General features: G+C 42.5%; 21 protein-coding genes. 12 read left to right on the top strand and 9 right to left on the bottom strand.

What is annotated here, in order from left to right; all coding sequences use genetic code 11:
• Positions 1 to 202: 202 nt before the first annotated feature.
• Positions 203 to 1,093: an NAD(+) kinase gene (locus tag H3T75_RS07685; RefSeq protein ID WP_198211427.1), complete on the bottom strand. Its 891-nt coding sequence runs from the start codon at positions 1,091 to 1,093 to the stop codon at positions 203 to 205.
• Between the two features lie 699 nt (positions 1,094 to 1,792).
• Between H3T75_RS07685 and miaA the strand changes: the two genes are divergently transcribed.
• The 5 genes from miaA (at position 1,793) to H3T75_RS07660 (ending at position 7,225) form a co-directional block, all read left to right on the top strand.
• Positions 1,793 to 2,737 carry a tRNA (adenosine(37)-N6)-dimethylallyltransferase MiaA gene (gene miaA / locus H3T75_RS07680; RefSeq protein WP_038648713.1) on the top strand — a complete coding sequence of 315 codons (945 nt, stop codon included), beginning with the start codon at positions 1,793 to 1,795 and terminating at the stop codon, positions 2,735 to 2,737.
• Between the two features lie 356 nt (positions 2,738 to 3,093).
• Positions 3,094 to 4,611 (top strand): acetyl-CoA hydrolase/transferase family protein, encoded by a 1,518-nt coding sequence (locus H3T75_RS07675; RefSeq protein ID WP_198211426.1) that lies wholly within the window; start codon positions 3,094 to 3,096, stop codon positions 4,609 to 4,611.
• Positions 4,612 to 4,929: 318 nt separating this feature from the next.
• On the top strand, positions 4,930 to 6,180 hold the full coding sequence (gene glyA / locus H3T75_RS07670; RefSeq protein WP_084551838.1) for a serine hydroxymethyltransferase: 1,251 nt from the start codon (positions 4,930 to 4,932) through the stop codon (positions 6,178 to 6,180).
• 293 nt (positions 6,181 to 6,473) lie between these two features.
• Positions 6,474 to 6,680 (top strand): hypothetical protein, encoded by a 207-nt coding sequence (locus tag H3T75_RS07665; RefSeq protein WP_025330220.1) that lies wholly within the window; start codon positions 6,474 to 6,476, stop codon positions 6,678 to 6,680.
• A gap of 293 nt (positions 6,681 to 6,973) precedes the next feature.
• On the top strand, positions 6,974 to 7,225 hold the full coding sequence (locus H3T75_RS07660) for a GlsB/YeaQ/YmgE family stress response membrane protein (protein WP_084551839.1): 252 nt from the start codon (positions 6,974 to 6,976) through the stop codon (positions 7,223 to 7,225).
• 54 nt (positions 7,226 to 7,279) lie between these two features.
• Here the strand turns inward: H3T75_RS07660 and H3T75_RS07655 are convergent, their stop codons facing one another.
• Positions 7,280 to 7,897 carry a phospholipid-binding protein MlaC gene (locus H3T75_RS07655; RefSeq protein ID WP_198190217.1) on the bottom strand — a complete coding sequence of 206 codons (618 nt, stop codon included), beginning with the start codon at positions 7,895 to 7,897 and terminating at the stop codon, positions 7,280 to 7,282.
• A gap of 84 nt (positions 7,898 to 7,981) precedes the next feature.
• On the bottom strand, positions 7,982 to 10,609 hold the full coding sequence (alaS, locus tag H3T75_RS07650; protein ID WP_198211425.1) for an alanine--tRNA ligase: 2,628 nt from the start codon (positions 10,607 to 10,609) through the stop codon (positions 7,982 to 7,984).
• Between the two features lie 318 nt (positions 10,610 to 10,927).
• On the opposite strand from alaS, the gene H3T75_RS07645 reads away from it, so the two are divergent.
• Positions 10,928 to 12,091 (top strand): extracellular solute-binding protein, encoded by a 1,164-nt coding sequence (locus H3T75_RS07645; protein WP_037393627.1) that lies wholly within the window; start codon positions 10,928 to 10,930, stop codon positions 12,089 to 12,091.
• A gap of 90 nt (positions 12,092 to 12,181) precedes the next feature.
• Here the strand turns inward: H3T75_RS07645 and H3T75_RS07640 are convergent, their stop codons facing one another.
• Positions 12,182 to 12,679 carry a hypothetical protein gene (locus tag H3T75_RS07640; RefSeq protein ID WP_198185727.1) on the bottom strand — a complete coding sequence of 166 codons (498 nt, stop codon included), beginning with the start codon at positions 12,677 to 12,679 and terminating at the stop codon, positions 12,182 to 12,184.
• Between the two features lie 234 nt (positions 12,680 to 12,913).
• Here H3T75_RS07640 and H3T75_RS07635 point away from each other — a divergent pair, with 234 nt between their 5' ends.
• Both H3T75_RS07635 and H3T75_RS07630 read left to right on the top strand, forming a co-directional pair.
• On the top strand, positions 12,914 to 13,549 hold the full coding sequence (locus H3T75_RS07635; protein WP_198211424.1) for a flavin prenyltransferase UbiX: 636 nt from the start codon (positions 12,914 to 12,916) through the stop codon (positions 13,547 to 13,549).
• A 201-nt stretch (positions 13,550 to 13,750) separates the two neighbouring features.
• On the top strand, positions 13,751 to 14,326 hold the full coding sequence (locus H3T75_RS07630) for a hypothetical protein (RefSeq protein ID WP_232332568.1): 576 nt from the start codon (positions 13,751 to 13,753) through the stop codon (positions 14,324 to 14,326).
• A gap of 18 nt (positions 14,327 to 14,344) precedes the next feature.
• Here the strand turns inward: H3T75_RS07630 and H3T75_RS07625 are convergent, their stop codons facing one another.
• Positions 14,345 to 14,776, bottom strand: coding sequence for an Lrp/AsnC family transcriptional regulator (locus tag H3T75_RS07625; protein WP_171991506.1), 432 nt, complete (start codon positions 14,774 to 14,776; stop codon positions 14,345 to 14,347).
• Between the two features lie 66 nt (positions 14,777 to 14,842).
• Here H3T75_RS07625 and H3T75_RS07620 point away from each other — a divergent pair, with 66 nt between their 5' ends.
• Positions 14,843 to 15,388, top strand: a complete 546-nt coding sequence (locus H3T75_RS07620; protein WP_174829896.1) for a cysteine hydrolase family protein — start codon at positions 14,843 to 14,845, stop codon at positions 15,386 to 15,388.
• Positions 15,389 to 15,702: 314 nt separating this feature from the next.
• Here H3T75_RS07620 and H3T75_RS07615 read toward each other — a convergent pair whose 3' ends face one another.
• Positions 15,703 to 16,638, bottom strand: coding sequence for a peptidoglycan DD-metalloendopeptidase family protein (locus H3T75_RS07615; protein WP_078475108.1), 936 nt, complete (start codon positions 16,636 to 16,638; stop codon positions 15,703 to 15,705).
• Between the two features lie 150 nt (positions 16,639 to 16,788).
• Positions 16,789 to 17,667, bottom strand: coding sequence for a 16S rRNA (cytidine(1402)-2'-O)-methyltransferase (rsmI, locus tag H3T75_RS07610; RefSeq protein WP_084551847.1), 879 nt, complete (start codon positions 17,665 to 17,667; stop codon positions 16,789 to 16,791).
• A gap of 259 nt (positions 17,668 to 17,926) precedes the next feature.
• Between rsmI and H3T75_RS07605 the strand changes: the two genes are divergently transcribed.
• The 3 genes from H3T75_RS07605 (at position 17,927) to H3T75_RS07595 (ending at position 19,836) form a co-directional block, all read left to right on the top strand.
• Entirely contained in the window at positions 17,927 to 18,514 is a 588-nt protein-coding gene (locus tag H3T75_RS07605; protein ID WP_025330207.1) for an SIS domain-containing protein, read from the top strand.
• A 30-nt stretch (positions 18,515 to 18,544) separates the two neighbouring features.
• Entirely contained in the window at positions 18,545 to 19,171 is a 627-nt protein-coding gene (locus tag H3T75_RS07600) for a BON domain-containing protein (protein ID WP_084551848.1), read from the top strand.
• 140 nt (positions 19,172 to 19,311) lie between these two features.
• Positions 19,312 to 19,836: a hypothetical protein gene (locus tag H3T75_RS07595; RefSeq protein WP_084551849.1), complete on the top strand. Its 525-nt coding sequence runs from the start codon at positions 19,312 to 19,314 to the stop codon at positions 19,834 to 19,836.
• Between the two features lie 217 nt (positions 19,837 to 20,053).
• Here the strand turns inward: H3T75_RS07595 and H3T75_RS07590 are convergent, their stop codons facing one another.
• Positions 20,054 to 20,269, bottom strand: a complete 216-nt coding sequence (locus H3T75_RS07590; protein WP_084551850.1) for a hypothetical protein — start codon at positions 20,267 to 20,269, stop codon at positions 20,054 to 20,056.
• The gene (locus tag H3T75_RS07585; RefSeq protein WP_025330203.1) at positions 20,269 to 20,808 is read right to left on the bottom strand and encodes a C40 family peptidase; all 540 of its coding nucleotides are present in this window, start codon (positions 20,806 to 20,808) and stop codon (positions 20,269 to 20,271) included. Before H3T75_RS07585 ends, H3T75_RS07590 begins: the two co-directional genes overlap by 1 nt.
• Positions 20,809 to 20,848: the final 40 nt, after the last annotated feature.

The following is a 20,848-nucleotide window of genomic DNA, read 5'->3' as shown; positions in this document are numbered from 1 at the left end:
GATTTTAGTATTTTTTAGGAAAATAAGAAACCATTTTTTAGAAAAATCTAAAATAATCGATAATAAATTTCGGTTTTATTAATTTTTATTGTGTTTTTTCCACCAATAGCAACATACACATTATTTTTTCAGAGATGATATCAGGCTACAAAAATTATTTAAAATCTGATTAACGGCTTAAGTTTGTTTATACAGCAAATAGCTATACCAGCTGGTCACCCCAATACAGTTTCTGGCGCAGAGTTTTGTAATATTGATAATTAACCGGATGTAAAATCCTCAGAGAATTGCGATAGCGGCAAATACGGATTTTATCCATAGCATGTAAATCAAAAAACGCCTGTCCGTCAAAATGAGCCCGGGCATCGCTGCCTTTAGTAATCAGCACTTCTATTTCACTGGTATCACTAACAGCGATCGGCCGGTTGGACATGGATTGCGGGCAAATAGGCACCAAACTGAATGCACGCAGAGTTGGCTGTAAAATAGGACCACCGGCAGCCAGAGCATATGCCGTCGAACCAGTAGGTGTAGACACAATCAAACCGTCTGAACGCTGGGTATAAACAAACTCTTTATTGATGAATACCTCAAATTCAATCATCTGCCCCAGTGCACCACGGCTGAGTACAACGTCGTTTAGTGCCAGTGAATGATAAACTTCTTCGCCTGCACGTACTACTGTCGCTTCCAGCAAAATACGTTCTTCAGGCAGATATTTGCCAGTCAGCATGCCGGTTAATTCAGTTACCATCTGAGCACGCGGTACTTGTGTCAGAAAACCAAGATGTCCCTGATGAATACCAATCAATGGTACCCGGTAAGGTGCCAGTTTACGGGCAACAGACAATAAAGTACCGTCACCACCCAGTACCATAACGAGATCACAGCGCCGCCCCATTTCACATTTATTAATAATATTACAGCGTTGCAGCAATACCGGATTAATCTGGTTATCCGCTTGCGCTTCACTATCCAGATACACCGAAATTTCTTCTTCACATAAAAAAGTAATGAGTTCGTCCAGTACTTCACTCATCATTGGTGTTTGCGGCCGTGTCACAATTCCGATATGGTTAAACTGGCTATTCATGTAAACATTTATTCCTGACTAAGTTACTCTCTCTAAATAACTACCATAACTTTATTTGGCTATTATAAAGGTTAGTGTAACAATAAACTTATATTATGTGCATTTTCATGCCGAATGCAAATATTATGCAAATGCACTGATAGCAAATTTGAAAAGGTATAAATATAAGATATTACTTTCATAGAGCTGATATCCGCAGCACTTATTTTTTTAGCTGGCTGAAATGTCTGCTACTGAAGTATCTGATTATTCCGAATCATAAAATTTAATCTTAACTTAAAACAAAATATTAATTATTAGCAGAATACTTCTTGCACAACAGTTATATTAATTTGCCGGCATAGATTAATTTTAAAGTCGTTTAGCTGACATCTAATTAGAAATACACCCGTATTATGCAAGTAAATATCATTGCTTTCGTACAATAGCTGTTTCCTACTCAATTCAGCTAATCAACAATTGAAATTACTCGCTAATTTTTGGTTACTTTATTGCTTCAAATATCTTCGAATAAAAGAAAATTTTAAAATATCTAATGTACAAAAAATAATCTTCATATTTATGCTTTGATTTTCTTTAACTGCTTTAACAGATTACATCACATTATGCTGCTTATCCCGATTTATACTCTTATCTAACTATCTATCGCTCAATTGAGCGTAAATCGCTACAATAACTGTTTAAACTACGGTAGCCACTATGTCTGCATCTCTGCCAAAAGTTTTTGCTCTGCTTGGTCCTACAGCGTCAGGCAAAACCAGTCTGGCTCTGAGTCTGGCTGAGCAGTTTCCGATTGAAATTATCAGTCTGGATTCCGCCCTGATTTATCGTGATATGAATATTGGTACGGCTAAACCCAGTGCAGAAGAGTTAGAAGCAGTGCCCCATCATCTGATTGATATTATTTCACCGCTTGAAAGCTACAGTGCTGCCCAGTTTGTCAGTGATTGTGTGGATTTAGTCGAGGAAATTCATACACGCGGTCACCTGCCTTTGCTCGTGGGCGGTACCATGATGTATTACCATGCCCTGACACAGGGACTGAACAGCCTGCCCGAAGCCAATCCGCAAATCCGTGCCGAACTGGATAAACTTAAACAACAGCACGGTACAGACTTTCTGTATGCACAATTACAGCGGGTGGATCCCATTACTGCTGCCCGCTTGCCTGCCGGTGATAGCCAGCGTATTGAACGGGCACTGGAAATCTATCACATCACTGGTGTTCCCATGAGTAGCCATCTGGCTAAACAGGAAAACCGGCAGAGTCCTTTAAATGTATGTACACTGGCACTTTTACCAGCCGACCGTGCCCGCCTGCATACACAGATTGCCACCCGCTTTCATTCGATGCTGGCACAGGGTTTTGTGGAAGAGGTGGAAGCACTTCGTCTGCAATACCCGGAATTGCATCCTGATTTGCCTTCAATTCGCTGTGTAGGCTATCGGCAGGCTTTTGACTATCTTAATGGCACAACTAACTACAGTACATTTGTTGAACGCGGAATTACTGCCACCCGGCAACTGGCAAAACGTCAGCTGACATGGTTGCGTAAACTGAATCCCGAACATGTATGCGATCCGTTTAATCCAACAGGGCTGCAAGAACATGCGCAGCAATTAATACAGCAGTTTTTTGCTTAAACTGATTTAATTTAGAAAATTCTCCGGCAACGAAACCTTAGGCAATACTATTAAAATATTGTGTAAACATTGTCTAATCTGATAGTCTGTTTATTTTGCAACTTAATGTATTAATTCAAATTCTTAATTATTAATTTGTAATTATTTATCTGTATCTGCTGTTCTGCACTTTTTCAGTACAAAGACAGAACAGCAAAACAAAATTATTTACAGTAAAATGCAGTCCGTTGTTAGAGTCATTATGTCATAGCATTCGTACTGAATTGAATATACGGCAAAGACAAACACTTATCTTCTACGCCTCACTCTGACCAGGCAAGGGTCAGGCATTTTTGATTTAATAAGGAGAAAACACGATGTCCGTACAGGATCGCATTCGTTATACCTCACTTCATTCCCGCCTTATGTCTGCTGAGCAAGCTGCTACCCTGATAGATAATAATGCCAATGTCGGCATGAGCGGATTTACCGGTGCCAGCTATCCTAAAGTTTTGCCGAAGGCTATTGCTGACTTTGCCCGTGCTGAACATGCTGCCGGTCGGCCATATAAAATTAATGTATGGACTGGTGCTTCCACTGCGCCGGAATGTGATGGTGCACTGGCTGAGGCACATGCAATAAATCAGCGTTTACCATTTAATACTGATCGCCATATGCGTCAGGAAATCAACAATGGCGATGTCAATTTTATTGACATGCATTTATCGCATGTTGCTCAGCAGGCATGGTTTGGTTTTCTGGGTCACATGCATGTAGCCATTATCGAAGTACTGGGCATTACTGAAGACGGACATCTGATTCCGTCTACCGCAATCGGTAACAATCAGACATGGCTGGATATGGCTGACAAGGTTATTCTGGAAATCAATACCGGTTTGCCGATACAAATGGAAGGCATGCATGATATTTTTATGGATAATGCTATTCCGCCCCACCGTAAACCAATTAACATGACCCGCGCTGATGATCGCATCGGTGAAAAATACCTGAAAGTTGATTTAAACAAAATAGTCGCTATTGTTGAATCCAATGCTCCGGATCGCGACAATGTTTTTAGCGAACCTGATGACAAATCCAAACAGATTGCCGCTTATATTGTTGATTTCCTGTCTCACGAAATCAAAATGGGGCGTCTGCCTAAAGAAATGCTGCCAATTCAGTCTGGCGTAGGCAACGTGGCGAATGCCGTACTGGCAGGTCTGTTAACCGGTCCGTTTGAAAATCTGTATGGCTATACCGAAGTATTGCAGGACGGTATGCTGGATCTGATACGTGCCGGAAAAATGGCTACTGCATCTGCTACCGCTATTTCCCTGTCTGCTAAGGCATTCCAGGATTTTGCAGACAATATTGATTTTTACCGTGACCGCATTATTCTGCGCCCGCAGGAAATCTCCAATCACCCGGAACTGGTGCGCCGTTTAGGTATTATTGGGATGAATTCAATGATTGAAGCCGATATTTACGGCAACATCAATTCTACCCATGTAATGGGTACCAGCATGATGAATGGTATCGGCGGCTCAGGTGACTTTGCACGCAATAGCTTCCTGAATTTCTTTGTTACCCCGTCTACTGCTAAAGATGACAAGATTTCCTGCATCGTGCCGATGGTTTCGCATGTTGACCATACCGAACACGATACACAGATTATTGTTACTGAGCAGGGTCTGGCTGATTTGCGCGGTCTGGCTCCGCGGCAGAGAGCAAAAGTGATGATTGAAAAATGTGCTCATCCGGATTATCGCGATCAGTTGCAGGATTACTACGACCGTGCTTTGCAAACGGCAAAAGGTATTCATACACCTCATATTCTTACTGAAGCTTTAAGCTGGCATGAACAATTCCTGAAAACCGGTTCTATGAAAATGTAATTAATTCCGGATAATGTCAGACAGCCCTGTTTCTAACAGGGCTGTTTTTTATCAGACTGCATCACTTCTCGACCAGATAATTTATTTTTGATTCAGCATCCGCAATTGATTTACTGAATCCTATAAACAGGTTATTACCATTACCAGGCGGAAATCCAGTATTACATCGTCTGAATGAGTATTTATGAATATACTTCATCATCACACATTATCAAATTCAGCCACATACACAATACTATCAGTTAAAATAACCACCACTCATTCTCTGCTGCATTCAGCAAATTCTTTATTTCTTCATCCTCAAAAGGAACAACCACCATGTTTTCCAAAGCGTTAACCATCGAAAAATTTGATCCGGAACTGGCCGGTGCCATTGCCCGTGAAGATCAGCGCCAGCAAGATCACGTAGAACTAATTGCATCAGAAAACTACGTAAGCTGCGCCGTAATGGAGGCTCAGGGCAGCCAGCTAACCAATAAATATGCCGAAGGCTATCCGGGTAAACGTTATTATGGTGGCTGCGAATATGTTGATGAAGTAGAACAGCTGGCTATCGACCGCCTGAAAGAATTATTTGGCGCCAGTTATGTCAATGTACAGCCTCATTCTGGTTCTCAGGCCAATCAGGCCGTTTACGCCAGCGTATTACAACCAGGCGACACTATTCTGGGCATGTCTCTGGCGCATGGGGGCCATCTGACTCACGGAGCCAGTGTCAACATTTCCGGTCGCCTGTATAACGCCATTACCTATGGTTTGGATGAAAATGAAATCCTCGACTACAAACAGGTGGAACAGCTGGCATTGGAGCATAAGCCGAAAATGATCGTGGCCGGTGCTTCCGCTTATGCTCTGGAAATAGATTGGGCACGTTTCCGTGAGATTGCAGATAAAGTAGGTGCTTATCTGTTTGTAGACATAGCACATTACGCCGGTCTGGTCGCTGGCGGAGAGTATCCGAATCCGGTGCCTTTTGCTGATTTTGTGACCACTACTACCCATAAAACTCTGCGCGGACCGCGTGGCGGTGTAATTATGTGCCGCAGCGATGAACACGCAAAAGCACTGAATTCAGCTATTTTCCCCTGCCTGCAAGGTGGTCCGTTAATGCATGTGATTGCAGCCAAAGCAGTAGCCTTCAAAGAAGCCTTACAGCCGGAATTCAAACAATATGCCCGTCAGATTAAAGCCAATGCCAAAGTACTGGCAGAAACCTTGATTGAACGTGGTTTGCGTATTGTTTCAGGCCGTACTGAAAGCCATGTATTTCTGGTAGACCTGCAACCAAAAAAGCTTACCGGTAAAACGGCAGAAGCGGTGCTGGGCAAAGCACATATTACCGTTAATAAAAATGCCATCCCTAATGATCCGGAAAAACCATTTGTCACTTCCGGTATCCGTTTAGGCACGGCAGCCATTACTACTCGCGGCTTTACTGAAACAGATACGCGTGAACTTGGTCATCTGATTGCTGATGTTCTGGATAATGCAGACAATGAAAAAGTTATTTCAGAAGTCTCAGAAAAAATACAGAAAATTTGCAATCGTTTACCTGTATATGGTAAATAAACCACAATATTATAGTATTAATATAATTTCCAATCATTCCTGTTGATTGACTATAAAATAGTACTTATACTCAAAGCAGACTTTTTCATCATTGAATAAATGATGTTTTAGTCTGTTTTTTATTGACATTAAACATCGCCATTGAGTTTCTCAATAAGAAATTCATCTTTAACTAATCAGGTATTATCAAAATACTAATAAAGTATTAATATAACCATATTGCAAAAGCAAAAATAACAATTTGGCGTTTAAATTTAAAATATTTTGATAATTCATTTTGAAAGGAAACAAAAATGAAAAAATTAGTTTCTTCCGCTTTACTGGCTGCTTCTTTAGCTATGACTGCAGGTTTCGCTATGGCTAATAGTAACAACGATGATACTGATGTTCGTCATTTCAGCGAATCTACTGCTCAAAATGGTCAAAACACTCATGTTTCTGACTCTACACCAGAAAATACTCCTTTCCGTACTGTTAATACCTATGCTGGTAATCACTAACAGTCTGGCAATAAAAAAAGCATAACTTATTGTTATGCTTTTTTTTTACTTATCTATTTTCATGCAAAATACTATTCTCTCAGAGAGTAAACTAAGAATTATCCTACATTTTTTCTTTCACACTGCTTAAATCTTCTGTCAGCTGTTCTTGTGTTTATCTTTAAAATATAACTTATTGATTACATATATTTATTTAAAAAATCATAATTAATATTGATTTTACTTAATAACTCAACTTTTATTATAGCCACAGGATTAAGATAAAGCTTCCTTATTCTCAGGAGTACAACATCATGGGGTTACTCTGGACAATTATAGTTGGCTTTATCATTGGTTTAATTGCCAAACTAATCTATCCGGGCAAACAGCAACTTGGGTTAGTGGTCACCACTTTACTTGGTATCGGCGGCTCATTACTGGCCGGATATGTTGGTCAGGCATTTGGCTGGTACCATGCAGGAGAAAAAGCCGGTTTAATAGCTTCGATTATTTTTGCCTGCATTATTCTGTTTATTTACGGCAAAATTAAAAACAGACAGATATAACGAAACGGTGATGGATATTTAATCCATCACCGTTTTTTTGCTCAAATAAATGCATTATTTATTGATCTGCACTTTACCCAAACCTTTATCACGTAACTGAGCAATAGTTGCATCAATACCCTGTTTCTGAATCAATTGATCAAACTGACTGCGGTATACAGTTACCAGACTGGTACCGTTAACCCGGAAATTATAAATTTTAAACACACCATTAGCATAATACATCTGATAACCCACGGTGTAGTGCTTATTACCGGCACTAACAATTTCGGTAAATGTTTCCAGCCGGTTATTACCCTGATTCACTACTTTAGGTATAACCTTCACAGATGCATTACTAGCACCCATCAATGCTGAATGTGCATATATGCGCACAATCATACTCTTAAAGGCCGCACTGAAATCCTGTCTTTGCTGTGCAGTAAACTGTCGCCATTGCATACCTACAGCCAAAGCTGAAATACGCTCATAATCCAGATACTGATCGGCATAACGTTCAATCTGACTAATACGCTGTTGTTCATTCAGGCTTTTGTCACGAGCCACTGATAACACCATATCCACATTTTGCTGTAACTGTTGTTGTGCCAGCTGTTCCTGCGTTGCAGCGAACGAACATACTGCAACCATGAGCATCCAGCCTGCCAAACAAGCTTTTACATACCTCTGCATTGTATTCTCCTGTGAATAAGCAAAAAAAACGGCTTATGTTTTTTATCATTCATAAACCGCTTGCTGTTTTCATTTACTAAGTCTTTATCCTAATTTGGAAGCTAACCAGTCAGTTACACTGGCGAGCGCCGGTTCTAATGCAGCTATATCCTGCCCGCCGGCTTGTGCCAGTTCGGGACGACCGCCACCCTTACCACCAACCTGACCGGCAACATAATTAACCAGCTCACCAGCCTTGATTGTTTTAGTTAATGCTTTTGATACTCCTGCTATGATGGCAATTTTACCATCATTTACTGCTGCCAGCAGAACGATAATATTATCACCCTGTGCAATTAAATCAGCAGCAATATCTCTCAGAGCACTGCTTTCTGCCTCAATTTGTCCCAGCACCAGACGAGCTGTACCAATAGTTCTGGCCTGAGCCAGCAAAGCGGTACCTGCCTGTCTGGCCAGTTCACTTCTGGCTTCAGTTAATGCCTTTTCCAACTGTTTGGTCTGAGTATGTATTGCCTGAAGTTTAGGCAGCAAATCTTCAGCAGTCTGTGCTTTTACTTCGGCAACCGCAGCCTTAAGCAACTCTTCCTGCTGCTGAACAAATTGTAAAGCATTCAATCCGGTCACAGCTTCAATACGCCGTACTCCGGCAGCAATACCACTTTCAGAAATAATTTTGAAAAGACCAATATCTCCAGTCCGTACAACATGGGTACCACCGCATAATTCGGTAGAAAATTCGCCCATGCTCAGTACACGTACCTCGTCACCGTATTTTTCTCCGAACAGCGCCATTGCACCGGCAGCGATGGCTTCATCAAAGCTCATATTCTGTGCACATACAGGAACATTGGCCACAATCGCCTGATTTACCCGACGTTCAACTTCGGTCAGTTGTGCAGCGGTAACCGGCTGTGGATGTGAAAAGTCAAAGCGGGTGCGCTCAGCATTAACCAGAGAACCTTTCTGCTCAACATGTGTACCCAATACCTCACGCAAGGCGCGATGCATCAGATGAGTGGCACTGTGATTACGCATACTGGCTTCGCGCAGTACACTGTCTACCTGAGCAGTAACAGCATCACCCACTTTCAGACTGCCGGATAGCATTTCGCCAAACTGACCAAATACTTTAGCTTTGATTTTTTGCGTATCTTCTACCTGAAAGCGGTTTTCACCGGCAAAAATATAACCAGTATCACCAGTCTGACCACCAGATTCTGCATAAAACGGTGTGAAGTCAATCACGACCACACCTGATTCACCGGCATTTAACTGCTCAACAGCTTCACCATCCTGATACAAAGCCAGAACTTTGCTTTCATTCTGGCGTTGCTGATAGCCGGTAAATTCTGTGTCAGCACCTTCATAGGTAAGCTGAGTATTGGCTTTAAAATTCTGCGCTGCACGGGCACGGGCACGCTGAGCAGCCATTTCACGCTCAAACCCTTCTTCATCCAGACTGATATTACGCTCACGCGCAATATCAGCGGTTAAATCATATGGAAAGCCATAAGTATCATACAGTTTGAAAATTACCTCACCAGCCAGTGTCTGTCCGCCATCCTGCAAGGCACTTTCCAGCAGAGTCATTCCGGTTTCCAGTGTTTGTGCAAAACGGCTTTCTTCCTGTTTCAGTACATCACTGATTTGTGTCTGTTTTTCAACCAGCTCAGGATAGGCAGAGCCCATTTCCTGCACCAGATCCGTTACCAGCAAATGGAAAAATGCCTGTTTACAACCCAGTTTATAACCATGGCGTACAGCCCGGCGGATAATACGCCGCAATACATAGCCACGCCCCTCATTGCTGGGTAATACACCATCAGCAATTAAAAACGCACAAGAGCGGATATGGTCGGCAATGACTTTCAGACTCGGTACATCCTGACTATAGGGAATGCCTACAACACGGGCTACAGCATGCAGCAAATTGACAAACAGATCGATTTCATAATTACTGTGTACATGCTGCAATACTGCCGACACCCGCTCCAGTCCCATCCCTGTATCAACTGACGGCTTAGGAAGCGGATTCATGTTACCGTTTTCATCCCGGTTATACTGCATGAATACACAGTTCCAGATTTCTATAAAACGGTCACCATCTTCTTCGGCACTGCCCGGAGGCCCGCCCCAGATATGTTCGCCATGATCATAAAAAATTTCCGAACAAGGACCGCACGGACCAGTATCGCCCATTTGCCAGAAATTATCAGAAGCATAACGTGCGCCTTTATTGTCACCTATACGGATAATTTTTTCCGGTGGCAGACCAATCTCATTTAACCAGATATCATAAGCTTCATCATCATCTGCATATACAGTTGCCAGCAGTTTTTCCGGTGGCAGGTTCAGCCAGTCCTTACTGGTGAGAAATTCCCAGGCAAAATGCAGGGCATCACGCTTAAAATAATCGCCAAAGCTGAAATTGCCCAGCATTTCGAAAAATGTATGATGGCGCGCGGTATAACCAACGTTTTCCAGATCATTGTGTTTACCACCGGCACGCACACATTTTTGTGCAGTTGTCGCACGGCTGTACGGGCGCTTGTCAAAACCCAGAAACACATCTTTAAACTGATTCATACCCGCATTGGTAAACAACAGGGTTTTATCATCCTGCGGAGGTACAAGTGAAGATGAAGGTACAACCTGATGACCCTTACTTGCAAAAAATTGAAGAAATTTAGAACGTAATTCTGCTGTTTTCATGGTAGTTTCAATAAGACGGGTGATTAATCGTATTCAGGCAGTCTGTATAAAACACAGACTGCCTGAACATAGATATAAAAACAGGACACTGGTTAGTCCACCTCAACCATCACCCTTGTTAAAATCATCCGCTTATCTTACCGCAGTTTTACGCATAAGCCTACCTGAACAGACGAAAATCCATGCCAAAATGACAATTCCGACAACACTAATGCCTTATGCGGTATAGTTACCCCCATACGAACAGATTGAAGTTACAAAGGTGGTTAACACATAACCATGCCAGCCAGCCTTGGCACATCTTTGAAAAGGACGGACATGAAAAACACAGCCTGTCTGGGTTTATCCGGTTTGATTTTATGTATTCTGACTGCATGCAGCGGTTCACACGACAATGCCGGTCCTCAACCGGCTTCTGCTGTAGCAGCCAGCAAACCTGGTAGTTTGAGCGACACCAAGACACTTAAAATATTTAACTGGTCAGACTATGTTGACCCGAAAACTATTGGTGAATTTGAAAAAAAATATGGCATTAAAGTTACTTACAATTTTTATGACAGTGACGAAACACTGGAAAGCAAAATTCTGACCGGGCAGTCCGGCTATGATATTGTCGGGCCGTCCAACTCATTTGTCGGACGCCAGATTAAAGCCGGAGCATACCAGCCACTAGACAAAAATCAGTTGCCTAACTGGAAATACATTAACCCGAAATTACTGGATTTATTAAAAGACGTAGATCCGGATAATCAGTATGCGGTACCCAACTACTGGGGTATGAATACCATTGCAATCAATATTGAAAAAGTGAATGCCGCACTCGGTGCTACACCAATGCCGGAAAATAGCTGGGATTTGGTTTTTAATCCTGAGTATACCGACAAACTGAAAAACTGTGGCATCAGTTACATGGATAGTCCGGTAGAGATGATTCCGCTGGCGTTGCATTATGCCGGCAAAGATCCGAACAGCCAGAGCAAAGATGATATAGATATTGCTGCTAATATTATCAAAGCAAACCGCAGCAATGTATTGCGCTATTCGTCTTCTGGTTACATCGACGATCTGGCACGCGGCGATGTTTGTGTAGCCATTGGTTTTGGCGGTGATTTGAACATTGCCAAACGACGCCGGCTGGATGCAACCGGTAAAAAAGATATCGTAGTACTGGTTCCGACTCAGGGGGTTTCTCTCTGGATAGATACATTAACTATTCCGAAAGATGCAACCAACCTCAAAAATGCCTATCGCTACCTGAACTGGATACTGGAACCGCAAATAGCGGCAAAAAACGCCAATTATGTTAGTTACGCACCTTCAAGCATGCCGGCAAAAGAACTGATAAAAAAAGAATATCGCGAAGATAACAGTATTTTTCCGTCAGATGAGGTTCTGGCTAACAGTTATCTGGTATTACCGGCAAAATCGGATACCCTGAAATACGAATTGCGATTATGGCAAAATCTTAAAGCAGGAAAATAAATTTCCGGCTAAACCCCATGTTTGCAAAAGCCCCTCCTTTGAGAGGGGCTTGATACATTCTACTTTATGCAAATCAAAAACTGATGCCATTTAGCGGCACAGCTCAGGAAATTTTTTCCACGCTTCCGACAAAGTCATACCATTAGAATATAGATTAACTATACTTTGCGACATACCTGCTTTAACTACGTCTATCTGTAAACCTTCTGTCTGTGTGAAAGGATTTACCAGTGCCAGTGTCTGAGTGCCATTAGGATAGGAGCTGATTTTGTAAAATTCCTGCGGCAGTTTAAACCGTGACTGAAATTTTTCATGCAGACATTTACTCACTTCTGTCACCGACCGTTCAATACGCAGGCTGACTTCAGGTGGTGCGGTACGTTCAGGTTTCATTACAGGTAAGTTTTTTGACGATACCGCACAGCGAACATTATTGGTACCATAAGGCTGATTAGATTGCAATAAAGCCATTGCCATCGCTCTCGAATCACATTCACGCTCTTCAGCAACAGGAGGAGGAACCTGAGCACAGCCGGCCAGAATACTGACACAAAAACAGGGCCACCATAATATTTTTTTCCACAACATGCTTATCATTCCATGATCAGTATTAATATTTGTATTTAGTTATTCAGAAATTTAAGTTTTTTGCCAGCCTGCCATTTTCCGCAGAGCTTGATTAATTAATCACAATTACAGAAAATAAAACTTCAACTGGCTAATAATGGTTTTCATCTGAATATAGCTGTCATATGCCAAATGTTATATTGAAAACAAAATAGCTATAATAACAGGCATATTTGAATATACACTAGTTTTATTATGATTTTTCCCTCTGCTCATTCTGTCAAAACCGTTACACTGGCTCTTACCGGAGCATCGGGTATGCCTTATGCCAAACGTCTGCTGGGCTGCCTGTTACAGGCTGATATAAGGGTCTGGTTACTGTATTCACAGGCTGCCCAGATAGTCGCACAACAGGAAATCAACTGGCATTTACCTGCAAATGCTAAACAGTGTAATGCCGCATTGTGTACAGAATACGGCGTAGACTCATCCATGCTTACTGTATTTGGCCGCGATGAATGGTTTGCACCTCCGGCCTCCGGTTCCAATCCCGCTGATGCAATGATTATCTGTCCGGCCAGCATGGGTTGTGTTGCTGCCATTGCAGCCGGCACTTCCGACCATTTACTTGAACGGGCAGCTGATGTATCGATTAAAGAAAATCGTCCGCTAATCATCGTACCGCGGGAAACGCCTTTATCAGCCATTCATTTGGAAAATCTGCTTAAACTGTCACGTTTGGGTGTATGCATTCTGCCCCCAGTATCCGGTTTTTATCAGCACCCTCAAACTATTCAGGATATGGTGGATTTTGTAGTAGGACGTATTTTGGACCAGTTGCATATACCTCATCAGTTGATTACACGCTGGGGGGAAAAAAATAATTCTTGACACATGTTTCAATAAGGTTTAAGGTTTAATGATGAAAAACGCAACCACTTTCTCTTTTGCTTATTATTGGTACCACACCTCGGTGCGGTGCTTTTTTGCGTTTATATAATATCTAATAAGCAAAATAAAAAAGTGAACCGCCCGGCCAAACCGAGGCGGTTTTTTGTTGCTACAAACGCCTCATACAGAAAGGCATTACAAATGAATCGACAACTACTGGAGAATAAAATGTCCGCATTACCGCTAAATCAGATACGGCAATCAGAATCACCTGTGGCTCAGCTTCAACGGTGGTACATGATTGTTGACGGCAATCAGCACCGCTCTGACCTATGCCAGCTACAGCCACAATTCCAGACTGCATTTATGCTTAGTGAAGCTCTGATTCCTCAGCTGCGCCTGATAGCAATGTTAATTGCTGCACAGCGTCTGGGCTTTGAACAACCTACTCCTGATATTATCAGTGATGAGGCAGACTGGTTTGCCGCACGTATTCTGGTAATGGGTGTAAGAATTTTTCATCTGGATATTACCCTGATACCCATGCTGAAAACAGCAAACAGCCGTGCACGCAGCTTCGCCCAAAAGCATAATCTGCCGTTTACTCCCGCACAAATGCGCATGAGCCTGCATGCCGGACGGCCGGAACAAATGCTGATTATTGAAACTGAAACTCAGTGCGAAGAAGATCTGGGGCTGGTAGAAAATAGTTTATATTTTGCTCACAATCTATGTCTGAAAGAACATACTATTATGGCCGCATGTCTTACTCAATAAGTTTACGCAGATATCAGATTAAATCAGTCTGCGTAATTTATGGCTTACTTTATAACGTGCATAAACTGTTATCTGCTGTAAAAACGGTTCCAGCTGCTCGGCAGTAAAATTTGCATGAATATAATAGCAACCATCACCCGTAATTTTATACAGAGCCTGTACCTCAGCAAAGGTACTCACCAAATGCTCGAATTCAGCAAACCGACTGTTATTCATATAAATAAAAATAAATTGTTCCGATATCAAGTTTTCAGTCAGTGTAAAACGTTCTATCACGCCGGTCTCAAGCAGGTTCTGTACCCTTAGCCCCACTGCCTGTCCGCTAAGAAATACTTTCTCACCAATCTCTTTCCACGACAAACGACTATTATTTTTTAATAAATCCAGAATTGCTCTGTCTTTTTTATCCATAGTTTCATCCTGAAAATAAATAGAGTATATCTTTTTCATCAGCTTATTCTGTCGAAAACAGATAAGGCGCATAATTAAATTATTAAAACCAACAGGATATAACTAATGAAACAAGCACTCATTATAATTGATGTACAAAATGATTATTTTTCAGAAGGTAAAATGGAACTGTACCAGCCACAACTGGCACTGAAAAAAATATTGAAGGTTCGTGAGTATTTCCGCAATCAGCAGCTGCCGGTGTATTACATCCAGCATATTAATAGTAACCCAGGAGCTACTTTTTTTCAGCCTGACAGCCATGGTGTAGAATTACACCATCAATTACTGCCGATTGCGGACACGAATGAATTTATAATTCATAAAAGCTATCCCAATAGCTTCTTACAAACAACCCTGCATGAGCACCTTCAACAACAGAAGACAGATCAGCTAGTTATCTGTGGCATGATGACACACATGTGTGTTGACTCTACCACTCGTCAGGCAGTTGAATTCGGTTATCAACCAATTGTTATTGCAGATGCATGCGCAACACTGAATCTGGAGTTCAATAGCAACATCATTAGTGCAACAAATGTGCAAAACAGTTTTTTAGCCGCATTGAATTATCTTGCGACTGTACAATCTGCTGAACAGTTCCTCAGTTAATACTTTTAACAGTATACAATTTTACTTGAATCACAATTCAGTCAGCAGTTTACATAAATTTTTAGAAATACGCCTGTTAACCTTATCCACTTACAGAATAACGAGACGTATTTCTGATGCTGAATTTAACTTCTTGTCAAAGTTACCGATTTTATCCAGCAACCATTATTAATTTTTTCAATCGGGTTTAGTCTGTCTCTATCTATATATAAGTTAATTTATTTATGCATAAAAACAGCACTTACTTTCTGAATTTATTTATCCAGTGAATAAGTGCTATTTTATGTGTAAACAGAATTAATTAACTCTGATGCTCACATTGGCAGGAAACGGCTGGGATCCTGTGGCTGTCCATTTTCACGTAATTCAAAATGCAGCTGAGTGCGTTTAGCATCAGTATTACCCATAGTAGCAATCTGCTGGCCACGTTTGACCTGCTGACCTTCTTTTACCAGAATATTCTGGTTGTTACCATAGGCGGTCAGATATGTCTGATTATGCTGTACGATAATCAGATTACCATAGCCACGCAAACCATTACCGGCATACACTACTTTACCAGAAGCAGCTGCCAAAATAGGCTGCCCGGCATTACCACCATAATCAATACCTTTACTGCTGCCGCCATAACTCTGCAGAATATTACCAGCGGTCGGACGCTGCCATTCAATTCCGCTTACATTGCGGACGCCTCCAACACTCACTGTTTTACTGGTTGATACAGTACTTGTACTGGTTGGTGTAGTTGTCGTGGTTGTACTGGTGGTGGTAGTGACATTTGCTGTTTGTACAGGAGCAGTCACAGTAGTAGTTGTGTTTGTACTACCAGCCGGCGCCACATAGCCGGCTGGCTTCACGCGCAGAACCTGCCCCACCTTAATTTCATTCTCTATTATATTATTCCATGAACGCAGATTATCCTGAGTAATCTGATAACGTTTGGAAATGTTATATACCGTATCTCCGCGCTGTACCGTATGCGTTGCTGCATTAATATCAACCGGAGAGTAATTGCCCACATAACCAGTAGAAGTACCTGCAGCGGCAGGTGTATAAGCCGGAGCTGTATTTGCCGGTGGCGTATAAGGAGCAGCACCATATGGATTGTCGGCAGTGGTAGCAGCAGTACCTGTAGTGGCATCACTGCTGCCCGTTTCTGTCGGCGCTGCCGGCTGTTTGAAAAGAGTACAGGCACTTAATGCCAGTACCAGCAAGCACCAGCCGGAACGATTCACACTTTTTTTCAACATAACGGTTTACCTTAAATCATTGCAATATTCAGGGGGTGCCAGCGCAACAGCGGCGGCAATAGCCAATTCAGACAGTATCATAAACAATGACCAGCATTGTGTAAAATAGCATCGGGCATAAATTATTTTAACATGTCCTAATGATTGTGTTTATTCTGATAACTTTTTAGCATTAATTACCCAATCATATAAAGCTTTTCTGTTTTCACCACTAATCTGCGCAGCCAGTACGGCAGCCTGCTTGGTTGGCAGTTCCTGCACTAAAATCTGCATAATATTAATAGCTTCAGCAGACAGCTCGGTATTTTTTTCTACTGGTGCCGGATGAAGTATCAGTACCATCTCGCCACGTTTCTGATTAGCATCTGCCTGCACAATCGACTGAATTTCAGAAACTGTGCCGCATAGATAGGTTTCATGGGTTTTACTGATTTCACGTGCCAGCATCAGAGTACGTTGCGGATAAAGTAAAACCATTTGTGCCAGTGTATCTGTAATTCTGTGAGGCGTTTCAAACATAACTACCGGATAAGATACTTCTTTCCATAACTGTAGCTTTTGATGACGTTCACCACTTTTTGCCGGTAAAAATCCCGCAAAATAAAAATCTGACTGAGTAACTCCCGCAACACTCAAAGCTGTCATCACCGCACTCGGGCCGGCTACCGGCACTACCTGATAACCAGCTGCACGTACCCGCGTTACCAGCCGTGCCCCGGGATCACACACTGCCGGCGTACCGGCATCAGAAACCTGCGCCACTACCTGACCGGCAGCCAGAGCAGCAATAACGCGTTCTGCCATACTTTGTTCGTTCTGTTCACGCACACTGATCAATCGTGCAGAAACACCGTATGCACGCAGTAATTGCTGTGTTACGCGTGTATCTTCTGCACAAATTAAATCTGCCCGGGATAATACTGCCAATGCATGAAAACTCAGATCTGCCAGATTACCAATCGGAGTAGCCACTACATAAAGGGTTTGCGGTACAATGCTGGCAACAGCTTTCTGGTAATGGGCTTGCATTTATAAATCCGTAATCTGATTAAACTTTAGCATCAGGCATTAAACTGAAAACTCAGCACATAAGCCTGAAACTGTTACTATACCATGTAGTGATAATGTTTCAGAGTTTACGGTTAACAATTACACGGGTTATAAACCGTATAATAGTGCCGTTTCAGAAGTCACGCAGCCTGAAACCTGCACAGGGGTATTTACGCGTAATACATTGTAAATACCAAGCATATTGCCTGCTCCCGCCTTAATTAACAAATTAATTTATATGACAGAATCCATCTCCGTCCATCAACATTTTGCCGATAGTGCCCAGCTTCTGAACGAGTGTGCAGACTTACTGGCTGAACCAATTGCCGAAGTTGCTCAGGGAATACTGATGGCCTTGATGAGTGATGGCAAGCTGCTTATTGCCGGTAATGGTGCATATGCATCACTGGCAAACACGCTGGCTGCCTATATGGTGACCCGACTACAACAGGAACGCATGGCACTGGCTGCCTTATCACTGTGCAATAATCCTTCTGTACTCAGTATATTGACCGACAGCGGTCCTAACGATATGTTTGCCAAGCAAATTCATGCGCTTGGCAAACAGCATGATATGCTCTGTGTACTATCGGCAGATGGTCAGAATATCAATCTGGTTAGTGCGATTAAAACCGCGCATGAACGTGATATGCGAGTGCTGGCGATTACCGGCGGAAGCGGTGGTGAAGTTGCCGGATTATTGCGCGATGACGATCTCTGGCTTAATGTACCCGGCGACCATCCTTTACGTGTACTTGAGGCACATCAGGTAACTATTCATGCTTTGTGCGCACAGATTGACCAATTATTGCTAGGTGGTATATAACCAGCAACAACCAATTTACAGGTGTATTTCATGAAAAAATATCTTTCTGCTCTGGCATTGGGACTTTGCCTGACCACTACCCTGACCGGCTGTCCGGCTGTTCTGGTAGGTGGCGCCACTGTTGGTACGCTTTCAGTTATCGACCGACGTACTACTGGCGCACAGGCAGATGACAAAATAATGGAAGTTCGGATTCATGATGGTGCTATCTCATACCTGAATAGTCAGGCACAGGAAAGTAAATTCCAGCCTACACTGTCCGTTATCAGCTACAACCGGCAGATATTACTGCTTGGCTTAGTAGCCAGTGAAAATGATAAAAATCTGGTAGAGCGCGTTGCCCGTGCCCAGCCTGCGGCACAAAAAATCTATAACTACATTGATATCGCCACTCAGAATCGTAAATTAAGTCATGTTACAGATGATACCTGGGTTACCTCAAAAATACGTTCCAATCTGCTAAATACCAAAGGCGTATCGGCAAACCACGTCAAAGTAGTTACTTATAATGGCGTCACCTATGTAATGGGTATTCTGACACCAGATGAACAACAGGCCGCTACAACGGCCATCAGTACAACGTCTGGTGTTCAGAAAGTTATTACTTTGTATCAAACCTTTGAAAATACTCCGAAGAGTACACCGACCAATCCCTGATAACCGACATTCTGCTGCGATACAACCATATAGACCAAGCTTATCGAAGCAGTAAATTGCCAGTATCTGATTAGCGTAAACAAAATTTTGCGTATAATAACGATATTATACGCAACAATATCCCTGAAGGATTACCTGTCATGAGCACTAAACCTACCGCACCGGGAACAAAAAACAAAAAAAAAGCGGTTAAAACTGGTCTGAGTACATTCACCAAAATTCTACTGACTTTATTTCTGATTCTGGCCATATTTGTTGTCTGGTTTGTTTTTCACGCATGGCAAGTTCTGAATTCTACCTCTGAAACCACAGAGTTCGCCTCTCAGGCAAGCTTTGAAGTACTGACTCCGACCGGTGCACCGGTAACAGGCAGTAATGTTCCAACACCAGTATTTTCACCCAATCCCGCTATAGCTGCTTCAGAGAGTACAGAACCTGACACTGCTTCCGAACCTGCTCTACCTGTTACTACCGGCAGAGCTAATACCAGAGACAGAGACAATCCGGAAAATACACAAGAAATTCGGCCTATTACACCCATAAACGTACCCGCTACCACTAATAGAGAAAATAACTCTGAAACTCCTGTTAATACCGCTCCGACAACAAAACCAAAACCGGCAGCAAACGGAAATAACGGCAAACCGCTGGATAATCTGTTTTAAACCAATATTCACAGCAACAATAACGCCCATCCTGATGATGGGCGTTATTTATGGACAACTGGCGACCCTGACAAAATTTCATAGTTGTATTTTATCATTTTAAAGGCAACAGAAAACCATTGCTATGTACACAATAAATTGGGATACATAACCAAATATTCAGAACTCCGGCAGATAAAGTTCGATGAGTGCTTAAGCAGTACACACTATCAATACATTATTGATAGGGGTTCTCCACTGCGTTCATCAGTTCGCTCAGATAAGTGCGTAACTGTTTTTCCTGACATCCCATCAGTAATCCGTCTTCAAAAGCTTCCTGTGCCAGCTCATAGATCTCCTGCATATTTTGCTGCATCACCTTAATTTTTTCAGTGCAAGAGACCACATTGCCCGCATCATCTACCCACTTTGGCATCGGTGGTAAAGGTTTCATCAGTGTTTCACCCTGCGCGCAGTCACAAAAGCACGAGACCAATAACCCTGTTCAATACTGGTAATTTCAATATTCTTACCCGTACGCGGCGCATGGATCATCCGGCCATTACCGATATACATACCCACATGGGAAATTCCACCACCACCCGGACTAAAAAATACCAGATCCCCCGGCTGCAAACTGGTTCGGCTGACTGCTTCACCTACCGTAGCCATCTGCCGTGAACTGCGCGGCAAAGTAACACCCATACTGCGCCGAAAGATATATTGCATAAAACCACTGCAATCCAGTCCGCTTGTGGGTGAATTTCCGCCAAAATGATAGGCAACACCAAGCAGTCCCATTGCGTTCATAATCAGGTCACTGGCGTCATCACCTGTACGCACAGCCGGTGTAGCAGTTCGGTCACGAATCAAACGCTCCAGCGCCGCATTATCCAGACCTTCATCCGGTGCCGCCATTACCGGCGAAATCAGAATGAAATTGGCACACAAGCATACCGTTGCCGTCTTCATTAATGTTTTTATCCACTTCATGCCAACATTATTCCATCAGTTCATCAAACAATTCTGCTAT

It is taken from the genome of Snodgrassella sp. W8135 (genome assembly GCF_016101225.1).
In the GTDB taxonomy this organism is placed as follows: domain Bacteria; phylum Pseudomonadota; class Gammaproteobacteria; order Burkholderiales; family Neisseriaceae; genus Snodgrassella; species Snodgrassella alvi.
The sequence above is the reverse complement of the archived record's forward strand: the minus strand, read 5'-3'. Positions and strand labels throughout refer to the sequence as shown.

Excerpts from the sequence above, each read along its gene's own strand:
- H3T75_RS07625 (WP_171991506.1), bottom strand. The coding sequence starts at position 14,776 with ATGAAAAAGATATACTCTATTTATTTTCAGGATGAAACTATGGATAAA.
- H3T75_RS07685 (WP_198211427.1), bottom strand. The coding sequence starts at position 1,093 with ATGAATAGCCAGTTTAACCATATCGGAATTGTGACACGGCCGCAAACA.
- H3T75_RS07675 (WP_198211426.1), top strand. The coding sequence starts at position 3,094 with ATGTCCGTACAGGATCGCATTCGTTATACCTCACTTCATTCCCGCCTT.
- H3T75_RS07600 (WP_084551848.1), top strand. The coding sequence starts at position 18,545 with ATGAAAAAATATCTTTCTGCTCTGGCATTGGGACTTTGCCTGACCACT.
- alaS (WP_198211425.1), bottom strand. The coding sequence starts at position 10,609 with ATGAAAACAGCAGAATTACGTTCTAAATTTCTTCAATTTTTTGCAAGT.
- H3T75_RS07635 (WP_198211424.1), top strand. The coding sequence starts at position 12,914 with ATGATTTTTCCCTCTGCTCATTCTGTCAAAACCGTTACACTGGCTCTT.
- H3T75_RS07620 (WP_174829896.1), top strand. The coding sequence starts at position 14,843 with ATGAAACAAGCACTCATTATAATTGATGTACAAAATGATTATTTTTCA.
- H3T75_RS07615 (WP_078475108.1), bottom strand. The coding sequence starts at position 16,638 with ATGTTGAAAAAAAGTGTGAATCGTTCCGGCTGGTGCTTGCTGGTACTG.
- glyA (WP_084551838.1), top strand. The coding sequence starts at position 4,930 with ATGTTTTCCAAAGCGTTAACCATCGAAAAATTTGATCCGGAACTGGCC.
- H3T75_RS07640 (WP_198185727.1), bottom strand. The coding sequence starts at position 12,679 with ATGTTGTGGAAAAAAATATTATGGTGGCCCTGTTTTTGTGTCAGTATT.
- H3T75_RS07660 (WP_084551839.1), top strand. The coding sequence starts at position 6,974 with ATGGGGTTACTCTGGACAATTATAGTTGGCTTTATCATTGGTTTAATT.
- rsmI (WP_084551847.1), bottom strand. The coding sequence starts at position 17,667 with ATGCAAGCCCATTACCAGAAAGCTGTTGCCAGCATTGTACCGCAAACC.
- H3T75_RS07665 (WP_025330220.1), top strand. The coding sequence starts at position 6,474 with ATGAAAAAATTAGTTTCTTCCGCTTTACTGGCTGCTTCTTTAGCTATG.
- H3T75_RS07585 (WP_025330203.1), bottom strand. The coding sequence starts at position 20,808 with ATGAAGTGGATAAAAACATTAATGAAGACGGCAACGGTATGCTTGTGT.
- H3T75_RS07645 (WP_037393627.1), top strand. The coding sequence starts at position 10,928 with ATGAAAAACACAGCCTGTCTGGGTTTATCCGGTTTGATTTTATGTATT.
- H3T75_RS07595 (WP_084551849.1), top strand. The coding sequence starts at position 19,312 with ATGAGCACTAAACCTACCGCACCGGGAACAAAAAACAAAAAAAAAGCG.
- miaA (WP_038648713.1), top strand. The coding sequence starts at position 1,793 with ATGTCTGCATCTCTGCCAAAAGTTTTTGCTCTGCTTGGTCCTACAGCG.
- H3T75_RS07630 (WP_232332568.1), top strand. The coding sequence starts at position 13,751 with ATGAATCGACAACTACTGGAGAATAAAATGTCCGCATTACCGCTAAAT.
- H3T75_RS07605 (WP_025330207.1), top strand. The coding sequence starts at position 17,927 with ATGACAGAATCCATCTCCGTCCATCAACATTTTGCCGATAGTGCCCAG.
- H3T75_RS07590 (WP_084551850.1), bottom strand. The coding sequence starts at position 20,269 with ATGAAACCTTTACCACCGATGCCAAAGTGGGTAGATGATGCGGGCAAT.
- H3T75_RS07655 (WP_198190217.1), bottom strand. The coding sequence starts at position 7,897 with ATGCAGAGGTATGTAAAAGCTTGTTTGGCAGGCTGGATGCTCATGGTT.